Origin of the sequence: Paraburkholderia sp. BL27I4N3, assembly GCF_003386115.1 — a bacterium.
Classification (GTDB): domain Bacteria; phylum Pseudomonadota; class Gammaproteobacteria; order Burkholderiales; family Burkholderiaceae; genus Paraburkholderia.
Genome location: NZ_QREJ01000001.1, coordinates 7,422,586 through 7,442,978, shown reverse-complemented (window position 1 = coordinate 7,442,978; position 20,393 = coordinate 7,422,586). Strand labels below are relative to the sequence as shown.

At 62.0% G+C, this 20,393-nt stretch carries 17 protein-coding genes; 2 read left to right on the top strand and 15 right to left on the bottom strand.

The genetic code is table 11. The features are described 5' to 3' along the window. Positions 1-87: 87 nt before the first annotated feature. From B0G71_RS33705 to B0G71_RS33680, 5 genes are all read right to left on the bottom strand, one after another. On the bottom strand, positions 88-360 hold the full coding sequence (locus B0G71_RS33705) for a hypothetical protein (RefSeq protein WP_116147348.1): 273 nt from the start codon (positions 358-360) through the stop codon (positions 88-90). Between the two features lie 76 nt (positions 361-436). Continuing rightward, on the bottom strand, positions 437-1,141 hold the full coding sequence (locus B0G71_RS33700) for an OmpW family protein (protein ID WP_116147346.1): 705 nt from the start codon (positions 1,139-1,141) through the stop codon (positions 437-439). A gap of 676 nt (positions 1,142-1,817) precedes the next feature. Further along, positions 1,818-3,806, bottom strand: coding sequence for an acyl-CoA synthetase (locus B0G71_RS33690; protein ID WP_116147344.1), 1,989 nt, complete (start codon positions 3,804-3,806; stop codon positions 1,818-1,820). Next, positions 3,803-4,759 carry a fumarylacetoacetate hydrolase family protein gene (locus B0G71_RS33685; protein WP_116147342.1) on the bottom strand — a complete coding sequence of 319 codons (957 nt, stop codon included), beginning with the start codon at positions 4,757-4,759 and terminating at the stop codon, positions 3,803-3,805. The genes B0G71_RS33690 and B0G71_RS33685 overlap by 4 nt, the downstream gene beginning before the upstream one ends. Before the next feature lie 33 nt (positions 4,760-4,792). Beyond that, positions 4,793-5,863: a VOC family protein gene (locus B0G71_RS33680; protein WP_116147340.1), complete on the bottom strand. Its 1,071-nt coding sequence runs from the start codon at positions 5,861-5,863 to the stop codon at positions 4,793-4,795. A gap of 342 nt (positions 5,864-6,205) precedes the next feature. Here B0G71_RS33680 and B0G71_RS33675 point away from each other — a divergent pair, with 342 nt between their 5' ends. Continuing rightward, positions 6,206-6,961: a TetR/AcrR family transcriptional regulator gene (locus B0G71_RS33675; protein WP_116147338.1), complete on the top strand. Its 756-nt coding sequence runs from the start codon at positions 6,206-6,208 to the stop codon at positions 6,959-6,961. Positions 6,962-7,029: 68 nt separating this feature from the next. On the opposite strand, the gene B0G71_RS33670 is transcribed toward B0G71_RS33675, so the two are convergent. From B0G71_RS33670 to B0G71_RS33645, 6 genes are all read right to left on the bottom strand, one after another. Then, positions 7,030-7,767: a membrane integrity-associated transporter subunit PqiC gene (locus B0G71_RS33670; protein ID WP_116147336.1), complete on the bottom strand. Its 738-nt coding sequence runs from the start codon at positions 7,765-7,767 to the stop codon at positions 7,030-7,032. After that, positions 7,764-9,359 (bottom strand): intermembrane transport protein PqiB, encoded by a 1,596-nt coding sequence (locus B0G71_RS33665; RefSeq protein WP_116147334.1) that lies wholly within the window; start codon positions 9,357-9,359, stop codon positions 7,764-7,766. The genes B0G71_RS33670 and B0G71_RS33665 overlap by 4 nt, the downstream gene beginning before the upstream one ends. 8 nt (positions 9,360-9,367) lie before the next feature. After that, positions 9,368-10,753, bottom strand: coding sequence for a paraquat-inducible protein A (locus tag B0G71_RS33660; protein WP_116147332.1), 1,386 nt, complete (start codon positions 10,751-10,753; stop codon positions 9,368-9,370). A gap of 93 nt (positions 10,754-10,846) precedes the next feature. Continuing rightward, positions 10,847-12,322: an efflux transporter outer membrane subunit gene (locus B0G71_RS33655; RefSeq protein WP_116147330.1), complete on the bottom strand. Its 1,476-nt coding sequence runs from the start codon at positions 12,320-12,322 to the stop codon at positions 10,847-10,849. Positions 12,323-12,324: 2 nt separating this feature from the next. Then, the gene (locus tag B0G71_RS33650) at positions 12,325-15,498 is read right to left on the bottom strand and encodes an efflux RND transporter permease subunit (protein WP_116147328.1); all 3,174 of its coding nucleotides are present in this window, start codon (positions 15,496-15,498) and stop codon (positions 12,325-12,327) included. Further along, positions 15,495-16,673: an efflux RND transporter periplasmic adaptor subunit gene (locus B0G71_RS33645; RefSeq protein WP_116147326.1), complete on the bottom strand. Its 1,179-nt coding sequence runs from the start codon at positions 16,671-16,673 to the stop codon at positions 15,495-15,497. The genes B0G71_RS33650 and B0G71_RS33645 overlap by 4 nt, the downstream gene beginning before the upstream one ends. 426 nt (positions 16,674-17,099) lie before the next feature. On the opposite strand from B0G71_RS33645, the gene B0G71_RS33640 reads away from it, so the two are divergent. Further along, positions 17,100-17,879: a TetR/AcrR family transcriptional regulator gene (locus B0G71_RS33640; RefSeq protein WP_116147324.1), complete on the top strand. Its 780-nt coding sequence runs from the start codon at positions 17,100-17,102 to the stop codon at positions 17,877-17,879. A gap of 87 nt (positions 17,880-17,966) precedes the next feature. Here the strand turns inward: B0G71_RS33640 and B0G71_RS33635 are convergent, their stop codons facing one another. From B0G71_RS33635 to B0G71_RS33620, 4 genes are all read right to left on the bottom strand, one after another. Next, positions 17,967-19,022, bottom strand: a complete 1,056-nt coding sequence (locus tag B0G71_RS33635) for an AI-2E family transporter (RefSeq protein WP_116147322.1) — start codon at positions 19,020-19,022, stop codon at positions 17,967-17,969. Between the two features lie 18 nt (positions 19,023-19,040). Beyond that, positions 19,041-19,370, bottom strand: a complete 330-nt coding sequence (locus B0G71_RS41080) for a hypothetical protein (protein WP_147308735.1) — start codon at positions 19,368-19,370, stop codon at positions 19,041-19,043. A 148-nt stretch (positions 19,371-19,518) separates the two neighbouring features. Continuing rightward, a complete protein-coding gene (locus B0G71_RS33625) occupies positions 19,519-19,809 on the bottom strand; it encodes a hypothetical protein (RefSeq protein ID WP_181916861.1) in 291 nt (96 codons plus the stop codon). Positions 19,810-19,988: 179 nt separating this feature from the next. Beyond that, entirely contained in the window at positions 19,989-20,171 is a 183-nt protein-coding gene (locus tag B0G71_RS33620) for a hypothetical protein (RefSeq protein WP_116147316.1), read from the bottom strand. Positions 20,172-20,393 lie beyond the last annotated feature (222 nt).

Below are 20,393 nucleotides of genomic sequence, written 5' to 3'. Positions count from 1 at the left end.
TGCGCAGGTGCAATCATCAGGAATTACGGATCGGCTCCGCCGAGCGGGCGAGCCGATCAGGCGGATTCGATCATGTCTCGTGATGGTTCAAAGACCCGGGAAAGCCGGACCCCATTGCAACAATGTCTCGCGTCCGAACGGATAGCTCAGGGTCGGCGAGTCGCTGTTGACGAGGTCGCCGTCCACGTAATGCTCCACGTGGAAGCCCGCGGGATCGGTCCAGTAATCGAAGATCTGGCTGCCGTGGAAATGGCGGCCGATGCCCCAGCGGTGCTTGTAGCCCTTATCGACCATGAAGTCGCGGACGGCAGCCAGGCCCGGGTGGCGAAAAATGACGTATTCGATGTCTTGGATGAGCATGGAAAATCTCGCAATTGATGCGTTGGCGGCACGACCCGCCGCCAGGATTGATGTCAGGAAACGCTGGTCGTCACCACTAGAATGTGTAGGCGACGTTCAAAAAGACGTTAATGGGCTCAATCCGGAGCGTCGACTTCGAAACGATCTGCGTTCCGGTTGCCGTCTGTCCGTATATGGTCATGTGCGTCTGGAGCGGCATGTAGCCAACTGACGCTCCGACAGACCAGTGTTTGGCAAACGTGTAATTTGCCCCGACCTCGAACACGGGGTTCCACGATGCACTAAGGGTCGCGTGTATGGATCCGCCCGGACCGACACTATCGGTGATGAACTGGTGGTTGGTTGCGCGAACCTGGGTGAACCACGTGTAGTTCACACCCAATCCGACAAAAGGGCGAAATTTCGACTGAGCGTCGAACAGGTGATACCGAACCTCGATGGCGGGCGGCATCGGCCTCGTCGTGCCCAGGGTGCCGTACTTCGAAAGCGTCCCATCGCCATCCAGTTTCACTGTCAGTGGCAGGCCAATGAGCGTGGCGATGCCGATGTGGTCGGTCGCGTAGTACTCGGTCGTGATGCCGAGCGTATTCGTTGACGACGCGTGTGCACCAGTCCCCGTTAATTGCTGATTGACCGGCACACCGCCCACGCTTTCCACGGTAAGCGGCGTGGCATGACCCTGTGGCGCTATGTAAAGCCACCCTGTTGCCAGCGTAAAGCTTCCGGCTGATTGCGCATTCGCATTTCCAGCAAGTACAGCCGAACAGATAAAACCCGCCATCACGGCAAGCCGAACATTTTTCCTGTAATTCCTCACGCGTCTTCTCCTGCCTCACCGGCTAAATATCTTTTTTATATCGTGCACGCGGCTTGCGATCCGCCCGTTGGTCCAGCTATTTGGATTGGAACTCGGATGTTTATGCCTTATCCACAACCCATCTCCTTATGTTAAATAGGCATACTAAATATAACGATATGATTTATCCCGACCCCAGCGTTGCTTCATGCATGTTCACCGCATCGAGTCCTGAACTGCGAACGTCTGTTACTTCCTTTTGCTCTTCTGCGCGGTCGCGAGGTTTGACAGGTGACCAGGCATGTTAGTGACGCATGACAAGCCGCTCGGCCTGCGGTGGGAATACGCTCCACGAACCGTCGCGGTGCCGGAAAAAAAACAGCCCGACAGGCCTTGTCGGTAAACGCAGCTCAATATGCACACACTTCCCCGCATGCGACTGGGGACGACTTAACCGGGTAACGCGAACCCGGGTCCCGGAAGTCGGCGCAAGCCATTTCTCAACAAGCGAACGCAAGGATCTCTCTGATGCAATACCCATCTTCTTCCCCAACCAAAAAACCAGTGACATTCGCGATTCAGCCGTGCCCTCACCGCGCATGCGATTGACTGGACACCTGCGTCGATGCGAGCAACCCTGTCACTTCGATACCTTGTGCATCTATGACATTCCGTTGCCGTCACCGCTGCTGCCCGAACCCTGCGCGACAGCGATTGAAAACGCGAACGGAAAGCGTCCGAGCATGGAAGCCGCCAACGATTCGAGTTCTGCGTCGGGAAGTTCGACGTGAACTGACATCCCACGCAAGGCATCGTCCGTAATGCTAACGGTGGCGCCCTCGACGCCAGCTTCCACGAGCGCCAAGCGCAGGGCGTCTACCGTTTCAAGCCGCTTCAGCGCGGGCTTGAAAATCTTGCCGACACCAGTCAAGGGCATTGCTTCAACGATCCGGATGCCCTTGGGGAACGCAGCTCGCTCGCTGATCTCGTCACGCAGGAACGCGGCCATTTCTTCTTCATTCGCCGATACGCCTGGCTTGAGCTGGACATAAGCGACCGGCAGTTCGCCTGCGTGCATATCAGGACGCCCTACCGCCGCAGCAATCTGGACCGCGGGATAGCGATGCAGCGCTTCTTCGATCGCTGCAGGATCGATGTTGTGTCCGCCGCGAATAATCAGTTCCTTCTTACGCCCTGTGAGCCAGAAGTAACCATCTGCGTCGCAGCGACCGAGATCGCCTGTATTGAGCCATCTGCTGCCATCAGCCAGGTCCATCCAGATGCCGTTGTTCTGCTCCGGCCGCATATAGCCGATGAACACGTTCGGACCGGAAATCACCAATTGACCCACCTCGTCCGCAACACAGTCCCTCACATAACGGCCCGTTTCGTCGACCATCACGGCTTTCATGGCTTGGCCCGGCAGACGAAGGCCAATCGAGCCGACCCTCCGTTCGCCAAGCGGCGGATTGACGCTGCTAACGCAGGTACCTTCCGTGAGCCCGTAGCCTTCGAGGATCCTTATTCCGGTTCGAGCCTGAAATGCACGCAGCAATTCCACCGGCATCGGCGCGGCGCCGCACAGCCCGTATTCGAGCGAACTGATATCGCGGCCGCCAACGGGAACGTCCTGCAGCGACCCAAAGAGGGTTGGCACGCCGCTGAAAAAGTTGATCCGGTAGTGCTCGACGATATCCCAGAAGCGTTGGACAACGCCTTCTCCGCGATAACCTTGCGGCGTGCCCAGCACGACATGTGCACCGCGTGAAAACGGCAGCAGCCCCGTCACCATGACGGCGTTGACGTGGAAGAGCGGCAATCCGCAGAAGATCGTCTTGCCCGGACCCACGCTTTCACCGAGGAATTGTCCGACGCTCCATGCATTGGCGACCTCGTTGCCATGCCGGCGCATCGCGATTTTTGGCAGGCCTGTGGTGCCGCCCGTGCAGAAGTAGGACGATACGTCATCGCCGTTCACCCGGTGCGGGGTGGAGAGCGCCACGCCCGGCTCCCGTGCGACGACTTCGCCGAAGTCGTGGATGCCGATGTGCGAAGGAACCGCGCCTCGCACACCTTCCTCGCCATGCAACCTCGAGCATTCGCCGCGCTGAAGCATTCGGGCCGCAAATCGCTGTTCGCCCGGTGCATGGTCGGCGAGATTGATCAACGCGAGATGCTCGAGCGACGCAACCTTGTGCAAGACCGCCTGCACTTTCGGCCACAGGTCCGTGCCGGGATACGGCGCCAAAGTGACAAGCACACTGGCGCCCGAGGCATTGAGCAGCTCGCCTATCGCGTCGCTTTCGAGCAGTGGATTGATCGCGCAGACAATGCCGACCGCCTCGCCGCCCCAGACCACGAAGTGCGCTTCGGGCAGATTCGGCAATACATAGGCAACGACCGTGTCTCGCTTCACACCCAGGCGCGAGAACATGTTCGCCGCGCGCGTGATGTCGCGCACCAAGTCGCTGTAAGTCCAGCGCTCCGGGTTCGCGTAGTCGTCCGCGGTTGCGAAGAACGAAAGCGCGGGTGCCGATGGATTGATCGCGGCGCCCCGGCAGATCATTTCGTAAGTGCTCGACGGAAGATCCGCCGGTTGCCCCTGCGATTCGATGGCGAGGACATCCTGCTCGTTCGCGACGGCTTTCATGCTGCCTCTGCGACGACGACGTTGCGCTGGGTGCCAAGATCGATCGAGCCATCCTGGCTGACGATCCGTGCTTCGACCAAATCCCCATCCTGAAGGTACTGCGGTCGCTCGGCTTGCAGCGCGAGAAAAAGACGCCATTTCTCGGCTTCGGGCAGCTGCGCCGCGACGCGTTGCTTTTCCGGCGATGGAATGATCAGCGCGCAACCGGACGGCGTACCCGTTGCGAGCAAATCGCCGACGTGCAGGTCTTGAACGCCAGACAACTCGGTCAATGTCTCTGCCGGACCGTACACAAGACCCGAAGTCGAATCGTTCTGTCGAACCGTTCCGTTGACGGTCAGCGTCAGCACGAGCTCCTTGAGCTTCGGCATGTCGTGCTTTTCGAGCAGGCAAAGATACGGGCCGACCGGGCCGAACGTACGATAGCTCTTGCCCTTGTAGAACTGCATCTGCGGAATCTGCACATCGCGCGCGGAATAGTCGTTCACGATCACGGCGCCGGCGATGTAGTCGTGCAGATTCTCGTCGGTAACCGTTGTGCGGGACGTGAATTCGCGCTTGAGGACAAGACCGAGTTCGATCTCGTAGTCGAGAAACCGCACCGAATTCGGCTTCACCAGCTTCGAGTCCGCAGGAACGATGCAGCTCGTGGCCTTCGTGAAGATCATGTTGAATTTCTTCGCATCCGGATCCATGCCGGACTCGATCATGTGCTGGCGGTAATTCGCGCCCTGGCAGATGAACTGCTGATTGGCGGTTACGGGCGAGAGCCATTGCACGTCCGCTTCGGGAATCGTGGGACCGTCCAGCGTCAAGAGCCGCTCGACCGGATTGGCATGGATAAACTCCGCCGTCGTTTTGAACTCACCGGGAATCGGCTTGATCGCGTTGTGAGCCACTACGCCCCACTGGGCGCGACCATCGTGCAGATAATGCAGAACATGAATTGCCATTTTGGCTGTCTCCGGATTCGGTAAAGGGGTGCGTCAGGCAAAAATCTTCAACAGTGCCCGAAGCCGCGCCAGCGTGACGTCGGGGCTTCGGCGCAGGTTTGCGATCAGCGCCGCGATGCTCGCAAGCGTCAATCGCGGCTTGGTGAAGCTGCTCGGCATCGTCGGCCCCCATTGGGCCATCGCCTCGCGGCTCACGGCATGGATTCCCGTGGGTGCTTCGCTGGTGAAAAGATCACCGTCGCAGTAGTGCTCGTGCTTGTCTCCCCACGGGTCTTGCCAGTAGTCGAAAATCTGGCTCCCGAGGATATGTCGGCCGATGCCCCACGCGTGCGTCCATCCGCTCTTGCGCAGAACGCGCTGGCCCATGCCGACCGCATCCGCATCGACGAGTTCGTAGGCGCTATGGCTGTATTTCGGCGCAAACGTCTGTGCAAGCGCGAGCGTGTGATGATCGGCGGGTTTATCGCCGAGATCGAGCCGCATAAACGCGACAGCCGGCGACCCATCGGGCAGCACCTGCACGTCGCTCGGGATGAAACCGAAATGGCGCGTGTACCACGCACAGGTTTCCTGATAATCGGCGAGTTCCAGCACCACGTGCCCGAGCCTGATGATCTCAGGAGCGCTTTCGGGGGGACGCTGAGTGCCGTTGATGCGAACCGCGGCATCGACGGAATTGAACGCCAATGGCAGACGGTGCGGCAACGAAGTGGCGGGCGCCTGGCCCCAGATCGCATCGACACGAAACCCCGACGGATCCTCCAACTGCACCACGTAGCCGCCACCCGGCAGCGCGGACATCTTCGCCTCCGACGCGCCCGGCAGCCTGGCGAGCGCATTCAGTTCGGCTTCGCTGCCGACCTCGAGGCCAAACCCGACAAATCGCGCTTTGGACGCCTTTCGTACGACGTAACAGAAGTGCGACGCGCCTGTACCGCGCAGAAGCAGCATCTCTTCGTCACGCGTTACCGTTCGAAGCCCGAAGTCAGTGAGAAACCGTTCAGCTTGCCCGAGGTCCGGCCTCTCGAACATGAGGTAGGCCAATGCGGTCGCTTTCGCCGTTGGATTCGGGTGACGAGCCGGTTGTACAGTAGTCAGTTTCATGGTGGGCGGTAATCAGGCAGTTGGGATCGGCGATACGGCGCGCAGCGCTGGTGCGCCGCGGCCCGCGAGCATGCGAGCGCACGCAGCCTCACCAGACGGGCAATTTGCCGGCGCGAGATCGATAGCGGGCCGTAATGGCCGTAATGGCCGGATGGTCGAATGGGTAAGGTGATGCCGGCCGCTGGGCGCAATGCCGGTTCCGATTGCTGTCTCCACAGTCACTCCGCTGTTCTAGTAAGACCGGCTCCTGACGCCGTTTATGACATTAAACTCATCGATGATCGTTTTGTCAATAAAGACATTCGAATCTATACTGTGGCCATGACCAGTTTTGGATCCATCATGACAATCACGACAAAGCGCGGGGCAGCCAGGCGCTCCCCGCCTGGGGCGCCCGCCTCCTCGGCCGCCGTCATCGAAGAAAAAGAGCCTCGCGGTGCGCGCCGCAAGCGCGAGACGCGCGCACGTCTGCTCGACGCCGCCCTCAGGCTGATGGCTGAAAAAGGTATGGAAGGCGTGGCGATCAATGAAATCACGGAGGCCGCCGATGTCGGCTTTGGGTCGTTCTACAACCACTTCGAGTCGAAGGAGGCGATCTACGCGACGCTCGTCGACAACGTGTTCGAAGAGTTTGCAGACGTGCTGGATCGCCTCGCCGGGGGCATTACCGACCCCGCGGAAGTGGTGGCCGTCTCGGTACGCCACACGGTCCTGCGTGCGCGGCACAACCCCGTGTGGGGACGCTTTCTGATACGAGAAGGGTTTTCTGAGCGTGCGCTGAGCCGTGGGCTGGGCCAGCGACTCCTGCGCGACATTCGAAACGGCATCGCTGCAAAGCGGTTTGTCGTTGCCGACCCGTTTATCGGCTATCTTGCAGTGGGCGGCACAGTGCTCTCTGCCATCGCGGCCGAGCTGAACTATGTTGCGCCGGGCGCAAGCGCCCCGGATACGCTGAAGGAGCTGGGTTTCAGCGGCAAGCACTTCCCGGAGCGCACGGCAGCCATGCTGCTGCAAATACTCGGCCTGAAGCGCGCGGAGGCGGAAAAGATTGCCGCGCGTCCACTGCCCATCGTCGAGGCAGCCGACGAGGCAGCTTGAAGTCGGCTAGGCGTGAGGGGAGCGAATCTTGCGATCGGTCCCCGTCGCGACTGGCAATGGACCGCGATTTACCCCCCGGAGCGCGCAGCCGCCCTGTCAACCGCGGTTTGCGCACCGTCTGAAAATAGCGGGCAGGACAGCGTTGTCATTCCCGTTCTGCTGGACGCGCCCGCAGGGCTAAACGGCTGATCCACCGCGGTCGCAGCGAACTTGCGCACGACCTCGGCGATCTGGGCAGCGATTGCGTCGATCGCATGACGATGGCCGTCGACGATCGCCTGATACCCGCCAGAGACAGGCTCGCTCACTATGCTGCGGCAAGTCAGGGGCTCGGAGCCCGCAGACCTTCGTACATTCCATACGACGTCAACCAGTACATGCGAACCGGGCCACGATTCAAAGCGCTGAACGTCGACGCCGACCTGATAGACGGGAACCTCCTCACCGCGTCCAGCCGCGCTGCGAGAGGATGCGCCGGCCTGTCGGCTGACGCGAGCCGCGATTGCATCGCGAATCTCGTCCGGAAGGGCCGACGACCAGCGATCGTCTTCCAGCACCTGCACCTGGGCCGGGTTGAGCTGGACCACAAGCTGACTTCTGGCGACGGTGGCCGGCACTTTCACCGGGCGCACGTCGATCTGCAAAGCGGGGCTTGTCGTATGCTTCGCGATGGTCGGCTCTGCGTCGGTTCCGAGCGTATAAAAGCGCGTCGCGGGCGTTGCGCACGCCCCTAGCAGGGCGAGCCCGACGACAGAGACGAGTGTCCTCACCGTGGTGCGGAACGAGCGGGATTGCCTTGCGATCATTGCTGGTCTCCTTTCTTGCCAAACAGCAGCGCCTGCGGATGGCGCTCCAGGTATTCCGAGAGCGCATTGAGCGACTGCAGTGTGCGTGTGAGCTGCTGCATGGCGTCCTGAACATCCGACTGCATCGGCGCGGTCTGCCGCAGCGTCGATTCCGCGGTCGCGAATGTCTTTTGCGCGGCAGCGAGCGTGTCGCGTGCTTGCGGCACGACCTCGGTGTCCATATGGCCGAACAGCCTGCTGGCGTTCTCCAGCGCACCGTCGAGATGGGCGCCGATCCGGTCAAACGGCACCTGGTTCAGTTTCCTTGCGATGTCCGCCACCTGCACCTGGAGTTCGTCGAGGGTGTTCGGCACGGTCGGCAGTTCGAGCGGGTTGCTGTGCACGTCGACGCTCGCGCGAGGCGCTTTCGGGAACATGTCCAGCGCGACATACAACTGTCCCGTCAGGAGATTGCCGGTCCGCAATTGCCCGCGCAGCCCTTCCGTCACCAGGTGCTGCAGCATTTCGTGCCCGCCCGCCGTGTCCGGCGCCGGCAGCGCCGCGCTGGAGCGCCGGCTGAGCCGGTCAGGGTAAAGCGCCATCGACACTTTCATGCTGAAGCTCTTCTGCTTTTCGTCGTACTCGATACCAATCCCGGTCACCTGCCCCAGCGCAATCCCGCGAAGGTCGACAGGTGCGCCAACAGACAGCCCACGCAAAGACTGATCGAAACGCATGACCACATTGAGCGGCTGGCCGTCGGGCTCGCGCATGGCGTCCGATTCGTCTGCGGCGAGCCGGAACTCCGCCCTATCTGCTGCCGGTCGACCAGCGTCCTGCCCGGCCGGAGACTGGAACGCCAGCCCTCCGACGACGACAGTCGCGAGTGATTGCGTATTGAGCTTCAGCCCGTTGGAATCGAGACGCAGGTCGACGCCGCTTGCATGCCACCACCGCGTATTGGTACCGACGTACTGGTCGTACGGCGCATTCACGAAGACATTCACGATGACGCCCGCGCCGTGAGGATCGAGCGAGTAGCCAACCACCTGACCCGCCTGGATACGGTGGTAGAAGATGGGGGCGCCGATATCGATCGAGCCCAGCGACTCACCTCGCAGCGTGTACTGATGCCCCGGCTGTCCCGTGGTGACAAGGGGCGGGCTTTCAAGACCGAGGAACGCGGATTGCCTGTCGGTCGAGCGCCCGATGTCCACGCCGATGTACGCGCCCGAGAGCAGCGTACCGAGGCCCGAGATGCCGTTGGCGCCAACGCGCGGGCGTACCACCCAGAACCGCGTGCCTTGCGTCGCAAATTTCCCGGCGTCCTTGCTCAACTGGATACTCGCGATGATTCGCCGCAAATCCGCGGACAACGCAACGCCTTGCACGACACCGATTTCTACGTCCTTGTACTTTACCTTCGTCTTGCCTGCCTCGATGCCCTCGGCGTTGTTGAAGGTGACCGTGACGACGGGCCCCTTTTCTGCAACGGATTTGGCCACCAGCGCAACGCCGATCAATGCCGAGATCAGGGGAACTAACCAGATGAGGGATGGCAGCCAACGTTTGCGCGGCTTGAGTTCAGGTCCGGATAGATTGGAATGATGCATCGTCTGTTTCAGGAAATGCGGTTGGTGGGGAAAGGAGCAGCCGGCACTTCATCGTTCGCAGTTGGGGTGTGACGCTGCCCCGCATCCACGTTGTCCCAGATAAGCCGCGGATCGAACTGAAGCGATGCGAGCATGGTCAGGACCACGACCGCTCCGAAAGCGAGGGCGGCCGGTCCCGCAGTGATGACGGCAAGCGAGCCGAAATGCACCAGATTGACCGTCAGTGCCACGACGAAGACGTCGAGCATCGACCATCGGCCAATTCGCTCGACGATCCGGTACAGAGTTGCTCTTTCACGAGCGCGCCAGCCCGAACCGCGAGAAGCGGCTACCGTGAGTAGCGTGAGAACAAGGAGCTTGAGAACCGGCACGAGAACGCTGGCGACAAAGACGACGACAGCAAGGGGCCAGTCTCCCGATGTCCAGAAGTAGGCGACGCCGCCAAGGATCGTGTCGTCTTCCGAGCCGCCCACGGAGGAGGCATGCATGATCGGCAGCAGGTTCGCCGGAATATAGGCAAACGCGGCAGCAAGAAGCAGACTCGCCGTTCGCGTCAGGCTGTCCGGCCTGCGTTCGTGCAGCACATGCTCGCATCGGGAGCAACGCTGGTGGGCCTCCCCTTCGATAGGCGTCTGAACCAGTCCGCACGCGTGACAGCCGACAAGTCCGGCGCGTCGTGCCGTGATAGCGGGCGGTGAGCCAGCTTGGCGCGCTCCCAATGGCCGTGTGAAACGCCCTCGCCCTGTACTTACTCTTGACCAGCGAACGTCCGCCATCTGGGAACGCCCGATTTCGTCACGGACCGCCCAGAGCCGGCTCGGGTCGAATGAAGCAACAACGCCCAGCATAAGGGTGAGCGCGCCCGTTGCGAACAATCCCGGTCCCGGGATCACTTGCGCGATGCTGACCATTTTCACAATCGTCACCAGCACGCCGAGCATGAATACCTCGACCATGCCCCACGGCCGAACGAGCTGCACGAGACGCACCATCGCATTGAAACGGGGCGGCAGTGTGCCGAGCCGCAGCGGGACCAGCACATACAGCAATGCGAGCAGTTCGATCAACGGGAAAAGCACCGCCGAGCAGAACACCATGATCGCGACGACGCGCATGTTGCCGGACCAAAGCGAGCGCACGGCGCCAAACAGCGTCGCCTCGGATGTCATGCCGTTCGCGCGCAGCTCGATCACAGGGAAACTCTGCGCGATGCAAAACACGATCAATGCGGCGAGCGTCACAGCGCAAATCCAGTCAAGCGGCCATCCACTACCCGGTAACGCTGTCATGCCCGCACCACAGCGCGAACAGGCTGCGCGGCGTCCTTTGACACTGGAAGGCTTGCGAAACAGCAGATCGCATTCGTGGCAGACAATTAGTCTCTGATATTCCATACGGAGATAAAGCGGAAATCCGGGGGGCATTCACCCTGGCGCAACGCGAGGGCGTTCCTGGCGGATCGCCCTCGCGTTTCACGGACGCCTGGGTCAATGCGTTGATGCTGTCGTCTGCGGAGTCTGCTGAGCCGGGGGCAGTTCCCCCATCGCCTGGAATAGTGCGGCCGTATCGCCCATGCGCTGCCCAGCGGCGCGCGCTGCAGCGATCTGTGCGTTCAGGTAGCGCGATTCGCTGGCGTGCGTTGCAGCGGAAGGCAGCGAGCCCAGGCGGTGGCGCGACGCCGTGTCCTCGAAAGCCGTGCGCGCAGCATCGATGGCGACTTCGCTCAACGCGAGAGTCTGTGCGTCGTTATCCAGCGCGGCGAGCGAATTCGCCACGTCCTGGAACGCAGACAGCACGGTCGCCTTGTAGTGCAGCACGGCGGCGTCGTACGCGTCGATCGACGCGCGGCGCTGCGCGAACAGCGCGCCGCCATGGAAGATCGGCTGCGAGAGGCTCGCGCCGATAGCCCAAAGGCCGCCCGCGCCCGAAACCACTGCCGGCCAGCTAAAGCCGCCGCGACCCATCGCGCCCGTCAGCGACAGGCTTGGGAAGAGTTGCGCCGTTGCCTCGCCCACATCGGCGGCCGCCGCCTTGACGGCGGCGTCGGCTGCCTGGATGTCCGGGCGCGAGCGCAACAGGTCCGAAGGCACGGCGACGGGCACGTGCTCGGGTAACGAAAGGCTGTCCAGATCCGGCACGCTCGGGGCATTGTCCGGGGTCCGGCCCATCAGCACCGCCAGTGCATGAACCGCCGTCGCGCGTTGCTGACGCAACTCGGGCAACGTCGCCGCGATGGAAGCCGCATCCTGTTTCGACTCGAGCGCCTGTACACGTGAGACGGAGCCCAGCGCGTAGCGCTGCGCATCTTCGTTCGCCGCATCGTTCGACACGGCGACGAGCCGCTCGGTGAGCGCGATCTCCCGATCGAGCGCCGCCACATTGATTGTGGCGGCCACGATGTTTGCAGCGAGCGCACGGCGCGACGCTTCAAGTTCAAACGCCTGCACATTCACACGGGCCGCGCTCGCGGAATTCGCATAGCGCGTCTGGCCGAACAGGTCGAACGTGTAATGCGCTTGCAACTGCCCGGCAAAGAAGTTGTACTGCACCTGCTCGGGCAGACCAAGCTGGGGCGCGACCGGTGAACGGGCGCGCTGAACCTGCGCGGCGCCATCGATCGATGGCAGCGTCGATGAGCCGCTCTGCGCGCGCAATTGCTCCTGCGCCGCGGCGAGCGTGCGCTGTGTTGCCGCGAGCGTCGGGCTGTCGCGCAGTCCTTCGTCGACGAGTGCGTCCAGCGCGGCGCAGTGGTAGAGCTGCCACCATTGCGGCCCGGGCGTGGCGCCGACATCGAAGGTCTGCGCAACGCCACCCGCTGCCACTGTCTTCGCAGGCTGCGCCTGCGCACCGTAATGCTCGGGCGCCGGCATGGCAGGCGGCTCGCCGCTGGGCCCGAACGAGCACGCCGTCATGGCGAGCGCCGCAGCCGCCGCAACCACGGATGTCTTGTAAGTAAAAGTCATGATTAACCCTCCGTATGCTCGACGACGACCGGTTGCTCGCCGCGCTCGTCACTGCGGACCCTGAAGCAGGTCGCGTAGAGCGCCGGCAGGAAGAACACCGTCAACAATGTGGCGACGGTGATGCCGCCCATCAGCGCAGTCGCCATCGGCCCGAAGAAGCCCGAGCGCAGCAGCGGAATCAGCGCGAGCACGGCGGCGGCGGCCGTCAGCATGATCGGCCTGAAACGTCGCACCGTAGCGCCGATGATGGCGTCGAAGCGCGCGTGCCCCGCCGCGATGTCCTGATCGATCTGGTCGACCAGAATCACGGAGTTGCGCATGATGATGCCGAACATCGCGATCACGCCAAGCAACGCGACGAAGCCAAACGGCTTGCCGAACAGCAAGAGCGCCGTCACCACGCCGATCAGACCCAGCGGTGCGGTGAGCACGACGATGAACGTGCGCGCGAAGTTCTTCAGCTGCATCATCAGCAGCGTCAGCACCGCAATGATCATCAGCGGCATTTCCGCGTTGATCGACGTCTGGCCCTTCACGCTCTCCTCGACCGCCCCGCCCACCTCGATCCGGTAGCCCACAGGCAGCTTCGCGCGCACAGCCGTGAGTGCGTTCTCGATGTCGTGAGTCACGTCGATGCCTTGCGCGTCGCCGCGCACGTCGGCCTGCACGGTGATGGTCGGCTGGCGGTCGCGCTCCCAGATCACGCCGTACTCAAGCGTGTCGCGCACATGTCCGAGCGAGCCGAGCGGAACGGGGCCGTTCGGTGTCGGCATCGCAAGGCTCGCGAGCTTTGCGGGATCGACGCGCTCGCTCTTCGGCGCACGCAGATCGACGTTGAGCAGCTTGTCGCGCTCGCGGTACTGCGTGACGGTGTAGCCGGACAGCGTCATGGCGAAGAAGCTCGAAACGTCCTCTGACGTAACGCCAAGCTGGCGTGCGCGGTTCTGGTCGATCTCGAACGAGATCGAACGTTCAGCCGGCTCGTCCCAGTCGAACTGGACGTTGCGCGTGCGCGAGTCGGCACGGACCTTCTCTGCGACGGTATCGGCGATCGATCGCACCGTCGCGATATCGTCGCCGCTCACGCGGAACTTGATCGGAAAGCCCACGGGCGGACCGTTTTCGAGTCGTGCCACACGTGTGCGAGCACCGGAAAAGTCCTTCTCCAGTTTCGCGTCGAGCCAGTGCATCAGTTCCTCGCGTGTTTCGACGTCCTTCGCGGTGATGACGAATTGCGCGAAATTGGGCTGCTGGAGCTGCTGGTCGAGCGGGAGATAAAAACGCGGCGCACCCGTGCCGACGAAGTCGACATAGTGATCGATCCCGGCCTTGCCATCGAGGACCTTCTCAAGGCGCTTCGATTCACGCAGCGTAGCCTCGAACGAAGCGCCTTCCGGCAGCCTGATGTCGACCAGCAGTTCGGGACGCTCGGAGTTCGGGAAGAACTGCTGGGGCACGCGTGTGAACGCAACCATGGCGAGCGCGAACAGGCCGCAAGTGATGCCGAGCACGACCCAGCGCCGCTCGATGCACCACGTGATCCAGCCCGACAGGCGGCGGTAGAAGCCCGTGTTGTACACCGCGTGCTCATGGTCGTGTCCCGCGCCTGCGTGAACCTTGCGCTCGGGCAGCATATGAAAGCCGAGTAGCGGCACCAGCACGACCGCCGCGAACCAGGAGACGATCAGCGCGATGGCCGACACCTCGAAGATCGAGCGGGTGTACTCACCCGTGCTCGATTTCGCCAGCGCGATGGGCAAAAAGCCCGAGACAGTCACGAGGGTTCCGGTCAGCATCGGAAATGCCGTGCTCGAATACGCAAACGCCGCCGCGCGCACGCGGCTCCAGCCCTGCTCCAGCTTCACCGCCATCATCTCGACGGCAATGATCGCGTCATCGACGAGCAGGCCGAGCGCAAGCACCAGGGTACCGAGGGAGACCTTGTCCAGCCCGATACCGAAGACATGCATGCACAACGCAGTCACGGCGAGCACGATCGGGATCGTGATCACAACCACCATGCCCGTGCGCAGACCGAGCGAAACGAGGCTCACGACCAGCACGATCGCCACCGCCTCGCCAACCGCCTCGACGAAGTCGTCCACCGAGTGCTTGACGGCGTGCGGCATGCTCGAGACAACTGCGAGCTTCAGACCCGCCGGCAGCGTCGCCTGCAGTTCAGCCGCCCTGGCGTCGAGCGCCTTGCCGAGGTCGATGACGTCGCCACCCTTTTGCATCGTCACACCGATGCCGAGCACCGCCTGGCCGCCAACGCGCATCTGCGTCACGGGCGGATCGTCATAGCCGCGCTTGATGGTTGCAATGTCGCCAAGACGGAACGAGCGCTTGTTGATGGTGATCAGCGTGTCCGCAAGCGCGCGCTCGTCCTTGAACGCGCCGCTCGGCCGCACGAATACGCGGTCGTCCGCCGTCGTGATGGTGCCGACGGGCGCGACGGCGTTCTGCGCGTCGATTGCCTGGGCGAGCTGCTGAGGCGTGATCGAAAGACGCGTGAGCTGCGCATTCGAAATCTCGACGAAGACATGCTGATCAGGGTCGCCGAAGTAGTCGACCTTGGCAACGCCCGGCACGCGCAGCAGAACCGTACGCAGCTGGTCCGCGTAGTCGTGCAGTTGCGCGGGCGTGAAGCCGTCGCCTTCGAGCGCGTAGACGTTCGTGTAGACGTCACCGAACTCATCGTTGAAGAATGGTCCTGCCGTGCCCACTGGAAGCGTCGCGCGGATGTCGCCCACCTTCTTGCGAACCTGATACCAGGTCTCGGGCACCTCCTTGACGGGCGCCGAGTCCTTCATCGCGAAGAAGATCATTGACTCGCCGGGACGCGAGTAGCTCTTGATATTGTCGACATACGGTGCCGCCTGCAGCTGGCGGCTAATCCTGTCCGTGATCTGTTCCTGCACTTCGCGGGCGGTCGCGCCCGGCCAGTACGTCTTGATCACCATCGTGCGGAACGTGAACGGCGGGTCTTCCGACTGCGCAAGCTTGGTATAGCCAATCACCCCGAAAAGTGTGGCCAGCCCAATCAGGAAAATCACGAACTGCTGATGCGCCAGCGCCCATGCGGAGAGGTTAAAGCCCGTACCGCTGGCGCGTTCCTCGCCGGAAGCATTCGCCGGCGCGGGTTCGAGCCCGTGTCTGTCGTCGCGCGCGTTCATACCGAGCCCTCCGGATGCAGCGGAGGCACCACTTGCACCTGCTGGCCGGAACTCACGGCGTGCACGCCCTGCAGGATGACGCGGTCGCCATCGTGCAGCCCCGAGCTGAGCGAGACCGTGCGCTCGTCGTACCGCTGGATCGTGACGGGGCGCAACTCTAGCGTGTCGCTGCCTTTACGCACGACCCACACGGCCGGATTTTCACCCTTGTGAAAGAGCGCCGTCACCGGCAGCGTAAAGACCTGGCCGCCGGCAGCGAGATCGTCGGCTGCGCTGAATGCCACATTCGCGGTCATGCCAAGACGCACGTCGGGACTCGGTGCAGTCAGCGTGAGCTTCACACGCCACGTGCGGCTTTCCGGGTCAGCCGCCGCCGACACCTCGCGCACCTGCGCTTCGAACGTCTTGCCGGGCAGCGCGGGCAACGTGACGCGCGCCTTGCTGCCGACGGCAAGCGAGCCCACCGTCCTCTCGGGCGCATCACAAGCGATATCGACGTCGCCGGTCCAGTCGAGGTGATACACAGCCTGGGTTGCCTGAACGTTCTGGCCGGTATCCGCATCCTCCGACGTGACGACACCGTCGTGGTCCGCGGTAAGCGTCGCGTAGCGCAGGTGATCCGTCGCGAGCGCCATCTGGGCGAGCGCGGAAGTGCGCTGTGCGAGTGCGGAAGCGTAGGCATCCTGAGTTTGCTCCATTTGCGCGGGCGCAATCAGGTTTGCGCGCGCCTGCGCCTCATCGCGGTCAAGCTGCTGCTTGGCGAAGACAAGGCGATGCTCGGCGGCATCGAGTTGCGCGCGCGCATTGACGAGGTTGTTCTGCAGATCTGTCGGGTCGAGCAACGCAACCGTCTGCCCCGCCTTGACCGAATCGCCGATACGCACTCGCCGCTCGATGACCTTGCCTCCCACCCGGAACGACAGAGGCGTGGAATAGCGCGCCTGCACCTGTGCGGGCAGCGAGGTGCTGTCGACGCGCCCATCCGGATGAACCGCAAGCGCAACGACGGGCTTGACTTCGGGGACTACTGCGTCGCGCTGGTGGCATGCACAGAGGACGATGGCGCTGCACGCGGCAACGACGACAGTCGCCCTGCGTGTCGATGGGAAGAAGGAAGGTAACAGGGAGCGCACTCGTTTCAGCGCGACAAGACCGGAATGTTTCACGATGTTCACAAGGCAGGTGGTGAATTCAGGTAGAAAGTCGTCCGCGCCTATGGCCAGTCGCGCCTGCGAGACGCGTGCGTTGCCAGTAGCGCGAAAACAAAGCCAATGATGCGGAACTAATCCTCTTTAACGACCCGATAGAACGGCGGTCCGAGCTTCTTCGACAAGCCATTGCAACCGGTACGCAACACGCGCCTCGAAGCGGATCAGCACCATTTGACAGGCGCATTCGCTGATGTACGCGCGCACATCTGCACGACGTCTGCGGACTTGGGCGCTGTGCAGCTACCGCGCCCCGGAGACGCGTTCGCTACCCCTCGGCCCCGCCCGTTTCCCGCTTCAACCGCCGCACATGTGACATTAGACCCATTTCTGATTTTATTGTCAACTATGAGATTTAAATCTACAATCTGAGGATACAGAAGAGGAGCTAACATGCCCAACGTTCCGAGTTCGCGCACGAGCCGTCGGCAACCGTTGAAGGGATCCAGTCCATCCAGTCCGGGCCTCGAACCCACCGCAGCACGATCGCCGCGTGTGGCCCGACGCAAGCTCGAAACGCGGCTTCGTCTGCTCGATGCCGCGTTCGAACTGGTGGCGGAGAAGGGAATGGACGGCGTCACGATCACTGAGATCACGGACGCCGCCGACGTGGGATTCGGGTCCTTCTATAACCACTTCGACTCAAAGGAAGGGATCTTCACTGCGCTCGTCGAATGGTTATTCGAGGAATTCGCCAGTACGCTCGATCGTCTCGCCGCGGGATTGCCGGACCCGGCCGAAGCGGTTGCAGTGTCGGTACGACATACGCTTTTACGCGCCTACCGGGAGCCCGTTTGGGGGCAACTACTGATACGCGAAGGGCTGTCCACACGCGCACTGAGCGGGGGGCTGGGTCAGCGGCTGCTGCGGGACACGAAGAGAGGGATTTCGGAACGGCGCTTCATGGTCGCGGACGAACTGATGTGTGTGTTTTCTGTAATCGGCACTGTCGTCGCTGGAGTAGCAGCTGAGCTTCACCTCTCCGGATCTTCAAAGAAGGCGGTTCGTGCACGAAAGGCCCTTCGATCCAGGCATGAAAAGTTCGCCGACAGCACGGCGGCCATTGTGTTGCAGGCGTTCGGCCTCAAACGCACCGAAGCCGAAAGGATTGCGCGCCGTCCACTCCCCGCGCCCCCTCAAGCCACGAGCGTCTCAAACAATACGGCGGCATGACCCCAGGCACGGCAGGCCCTCGCAGGCGCTCGAGCATCATCCGCAGCGTGCTAGCGCGCCGCGAAGCGACCGCTGATCTGCAGTCGATCAGTCCTGGTAAAGCGCACTTGCCAGATAGCCCCGCCGTAGTTCCCGCAGCGCTGAAACAACGACGGCACTGACAGGCAGCGCAAGCAGCACACCGAAGAAACCGAACAGTTGCCCAAACGCCAGCAACGAGAAAATGACCGTCAGCGGATGCAGGCCGATGCGCTCGCCAACGAGCCTGGGTGTCAGAACGACACTCTCGAGAACCTGTCCGAGTCCATATACGACGGCCACCGCTGCGAAGCCGTACCAGTTCCCAAACTGCAGAAACGCAGCGAGCAGCGCAAGAATCGTCGCGGTCGAGAATCCGATATACGGGACGAACACGGCAAGTGCGGTAAGAAGACCGACAGGCAGCGCGATGTCCAGTCCGGCGATCGCCAGCACCGTGGGGTAATACACCGCAAGTATCACGACGACGAGCAGTTGCCCACGGAGGTACTGCGCCAGTATCTGGTCGATCTCCGCAACAAAGTGCCGGGTTCTTCCGAGCCAGCGCCGCGGCACAAAACTCTCCATGCGCTCGATCGCCTCGTGCCTGTCATAGAGCAAATAGAATAGGACGAGCGGCACCAGCACCGCATTGCCGACGAGGCTGATCATCATATTGCCGCTCGTGCGCACGTACTGCCACACAGCGAGAACAGCGCCGTGCTCGCCTGAAATCAGTCGCGCCGTCAATGCGTAGCGAACATGGGCCAGATCTAGGGAGTAGTTGATTCCCAGGTGAGCCAGTTGGGGTTTCAGCGTAGCGTCGAGTTTGGCCGCCAAAGAAGGCACCTGTTTTGCGAGTTCGGGCCCTTCCCTCTGGATGACCACGAACACCAGGAAAATGAACAGCAGGACAAGCGACGCGAACAGGGAAATCATGAGAAACGCCGCGAGACCGCGGGGTGTGCGATGACGTACGAGCCACTCCACGCCCGGCTGCAAAACGTACGCGATCATGGCACCGAGCAGAAACGGTGTCAGGACGGGACGCAGGATCCATAGCAGGACGCCAGCGGTCAGCGCAACGGCTCCCCAGAACAATGATTGGCGATGGTGGGCAGTCATAGGCACGCCCTTTTGGCGTTAAAGCAACTGTTCGGCACGCGCGCGGCGCGGGTCATGGTTCATATCCGCACATTTGTCCTGTGCCTTTACGGTAGCCAAAGCCGCACTTGCGGGTTTGGACTCTTTAGGGCGGCTACGCCCCTGCTTTTGCCGGTTATCGGATCGGCGGCGCTGCTCGGCGCCGTCGTCAGTCAGTCGAAGCAGGACGGGGGGACCGGGCGCGATGAAGGGTCGCGGCACCAGCAGCACGCCGGGTAGACCTTCTTCGTTCGTACTAGCGGCTACCGTTTTTGCTGCCACTGCCGAGGCGGCAAGACTTGCAAGCAAAAGCAGCGCTTTCGGCTTCATGTCACTTGCACAAAATGGGCTTGACTCGCACGCGCCGCCTGTACCCTGCTGTGATCACCACGCGTTTGCGCGCGCCAGCATCTGGACTGGGCCGGTACAGCCGCCGCGATTCTCATATATGATATTATTATCATATTTGGTTGCGTCGTCAACTATTTCCTGATCTGTCTTCTTCCGCGGCATGCGTTGTCGCTCGCAACACAGCACTATCGCCGACATGGAACCGCTTGCCAGTCGGCGAAACCAGTGAAACCGGTCTGATGAACTCGGTGCCGTCCGGCTGCACGCATGCCGAATACCTGACGACCGCTACCCATTCGTATATTTTCCCGCCGCGCGGCATCGCCTTGATCTGTTCAACCAGTCCGCCGGGCTCCCGGGGCATCTCCCAAAGGTCGCCGTAGTAGCGACATTTCTGATCAACCGACGCCAGTACCATGAAACCTCCGTTCGAATCTATTGACGGAGCACCCACGACTGTTGTCTCGATTGACACGTCGGAGGCCGCAATGGCATGGACCATTATCGACAAGAGCAGGACGGCAACTGCCCTCTTCATTGAGTGCTCAAACTTGAGTATTGCATCTGTTCTCAGGCGACCACGTGAGCCGATGAAATTCAGTGCACGCGCTCGCTATTCAGTGCAAGCAGGCGCTCCAGTTCCAGCAGCGCCTCGCCAAGCAGGTCAATGGCGCCGTTGGGCGTGGACGCGGTAGCAGCACTGCGAAGCGCTGCCTGTACGATCTGATGAGCGCTTTCTGGTTTTGCTTTACCGATCCTCGCGATGAAATGCTTTTCCATAAGTACTCCTTATCCGAGCAGAAAATCCAATACCTGATGAATGAGGCAACGGCCGAAAGTATATGCGCCGCAGATGTTGAATCGCCGGTCGCAACTGTTTGTTTCCATCTCGTCAACGCCCGGGCGTAGCGCCGCCCTGCCCGCCCGGGGCCCGTATCCGGCAAAGCACGAAAACGGCGGGCTTATTCGCGCAAGCTCGTAACGTTGCGCGTGCTGGAACTG